The 2,661-nt window shown below is 71.3% G+C and carries 3 protein-coding genes; 1 reads left to right on the top strand and 2 read right to left on the bottom strand.

Translation table 11 applies throughout. The features are described 5' to 3' along the window. A partial coding sequence (locus tag AC3XYG_RS36880) for an isocitrate lyase/PEP mutase family protein (RefSeq protein ID WP_489144878.1) occupies positions 1-595 on the bottom strand: 595 nt, incomplete at its 3' end. 154 nt (positions 596-749) lie between these two features. Here AC3XYG_RS36880 and AC3XYG_RS36885 point away from each other — a divergent pair. Next, positions 750-1,304 carry a hypothetical protein gene (locus AC3XYG_RS36885; protein ID WP_489144879.1) on the top strand — a complete coding sequence of 185 codons (555 nt, stop codon included), beginning with the start codon at positions 750-752 and terminating at the stop codon, positions 1,302-1,304. A gap of 7 nt (positions 1,305-1,311) precedes the next feature. Here AC3XYG_RS36885 and AC3XYG_RS36890 read toward each other — a convergent pair. Then, on the bottom strand, positions 1,312-2,661 hold a 1,350-nt coding region (locus tag AC3XYG_RS36890; RefSeq protein ID WP_489144880.1), incomplete at its 5' end, for a D-aminopeptidase.

Raw genomic sequence — 2,661 nt, forward strand, 5'->3', positions numbered from 1 at the left:
CGACGGCAGAGATGTCGTCCAGGCTGGCCAGGCCGGGGGCGTAGAGCACGTCGGCCCCGGCCTCCTGGAACGCCTGCAGCCGGCGGATGGTGTCGGCCAGGTCGGGGCGGCCGTGCAGGAAGTTCTCGGACCGTGCGGTCAGGGTGAAGGGGAAGGGCAGGGACCGCGCGGCCGCCACCGCCGCCCGCACCCGCTCCACCGCCAGCTCGAAGCCGTGGATCGGGTCGTCCGCCCGGCCGGTCGCATCCTCGATCGAGCCGCCGACCAGCCCGACGCCGGCGGCGCGGCAGATGGTTTCGGCCGCGGCCTCCGGCGCATCGCCAAAGCCGCCTTCGAGGTCGGCGGAAACCGGCAGGTCGGTGGCTTCGACGATGGCGCGGGCGTTCTCCAGGATCTCGTCCCGGCTGACCCGGCCGGCGCCGTCGCTGCGGCCGAGGGTGAAGGCGAAGCCGGCGCTGGTGGTGGCCAGCGCCTCGAAGCCCAGGCCGGCCAGCAGCCTGGCGGTGCCCGCATCCCAGGGATTGGGGATGACGAAGGCACCGGGGCGGGTATGCAGGCGCTGGAACGTGACGGCCTTATCGGTCTGGCTCGGCATGACATCCTCCAGGAACAAGGGTGGTAATGTTCTATTTTTGTTCCGGACGGGTCAACCCGTTCCGTGATCGACGGGAGGTGTACATCGCAACATCGTCGACGGTAGATTCTCGGGCGACCGGACCGTACGCCCCATGATGAAACGGAGAGCCTGCATGTCGCGATGGATCGCAGCCGTCCTGATCGCCCTGGCCGCGACAACCGGCCCTGCCGCAGCCCAGTCGGACGTCATCGGCCAATACCAGGCCGCGCAGCAGCTGTTTGTCGGCGAGGCTGCCAGCGCTTCGGACTACCTGACGAAATATCCAAAGAAGATCTTCGACGGTATCGAAGGGATCTGGGTCGATGTGGGCGTGCTGCAGCCTTCGGCCGGCGCCATGGACGTCGTGCGGCAAGCTTGCGCCAAGGTCGGCATGCATGTCAGCCGCCAGGACGACTACACGATCCTGGCCGTCCGCGGCGAGGGCACGGACCGGCAGATGGACACATCGTTCCGATCGCTGGGCGGCAACCTGTTCTCGCAAAGCACGGATGCGACCCAGCTCCTGCGCTTGCTGGGGCTCGACAAGACCGATCCCGGCAACGGCATGCGCGAGACCGCGCTGCACGGCACCAACGGCCTCGCGACCATGGCCCGCCCGTCGCCGGACATCCTGGTGATCCAGCTGAACTACCAGCCGCCGCGGATCCTGGGGCGGTGTCCGGCCTGACCGGCGATCACCCCACGCGGTCGTAGCGCAGGCCGCGGGCCAGCCAGCAGCCGAGCTCGACCGAGGCGACGCGGCCCGATCCATCGCGGCGGAACCCCAGGGTCCAGTCGCCGGGCGGCGTGTGGTCCAGCGCGCGCGGGCAGGGCAGGGTCCAGACATCCGGCCCGACCGGGTCGAGCAGTTCCATCCGCCCCTGACCGAGGAAGCCGGAGAAGCCGCCATACAGCACGCCGCCGGTCTCGGCGATCTCCAGCTCGGCCTGCAGCTCCTCGCTGCGATAGCGGCCGGCGAGGCCGGTGATGGGGGCGGGGCCGCTGCAGGGGACCAGGCGCGAGCTCTGGTTCTCCTGCGGCCGGTCCAACCACAGCCCGTCCGCGGCCTGCCGCAGCCGGGTCCGGGTGCTGCCGGCGGTGCCGTCGGGCTGCAGATCCAGCCGCTCCGCCGTGTGGCCATAGCGCAGCCGCACCCGGCCAGGCCCGGCCGCGTCGATGCGGGCGGACAGGCCGGTTTCCGGCTCGGTGTAGGGACCCAGCCACTCCGGCGCCGGCAGGCTCACATCGGGGCCTGGCCGCTCGGCGCCCAGCACGGCGGCGAGCAAATCCATCGCCGCGGCGCTGGCGTCGGCGAAATGGTTGAACATCACCACGACCGAGACGCGTTCGGACGTCACATGCAGCCGGTGGCTGCGCCAGCCACGCAACGCGCCGCCATGGGCGGTGACGGCGCGGCCGAATTCGGTCGCCCGGCCCAGGCCGAAGCCGTAAGGGGCGGGGGCGCCGTCGGCGAAGCTGGTGGGGGCGGACAGGCGGTTGTACAGCCCCTCCGGGTCGTCGCGCGTGGCGTCGATGTGGCGTTCCCAGGCAATCATGTCGTCCAGGCTGGCGCCGAGGCCGGCATCGCCGGTCCACAGGATCCGGTTCTCCGCCGCGCGGAAGCCGACCGCCTGGGTGCCCTCATAGCCCTCGGTGCCGTCGGGCATGGCGCGGGTGTCGGCGGCGAGAATGGCGCTGTCCATACCGGCGCGGTCGAAGATGCGGCTGCGCAGCAGCTCGGCGAAGCTGTGGCCGGTCCGCTGCTCCAGCACATCGGACAGGATGCGGAAGTTCTGGTTGACGTAGGAATAGCGGGTGCCCGGCGCGAACTGCAGCGTCCGGGTGCCGGCGATCACGCGCGCGGCCTCGGTGTCGCCGAACGGCGCTTCGACCGGCGACCCGTGCAGCATCGCCACCGCACAATAGTCGCGCAGGCCGGACTGGTTATGCGCCAGGTGGCGGGCGGTCGGCGCCGCACCCTGCAGCAGCGGCAGGCGGGCGCGCACGTCGCCATCCAGCACCGACGGGTCGGGGAAGGCGTCCAG

Source organism: Inquilinus sp., assembly GCF_057815775.1.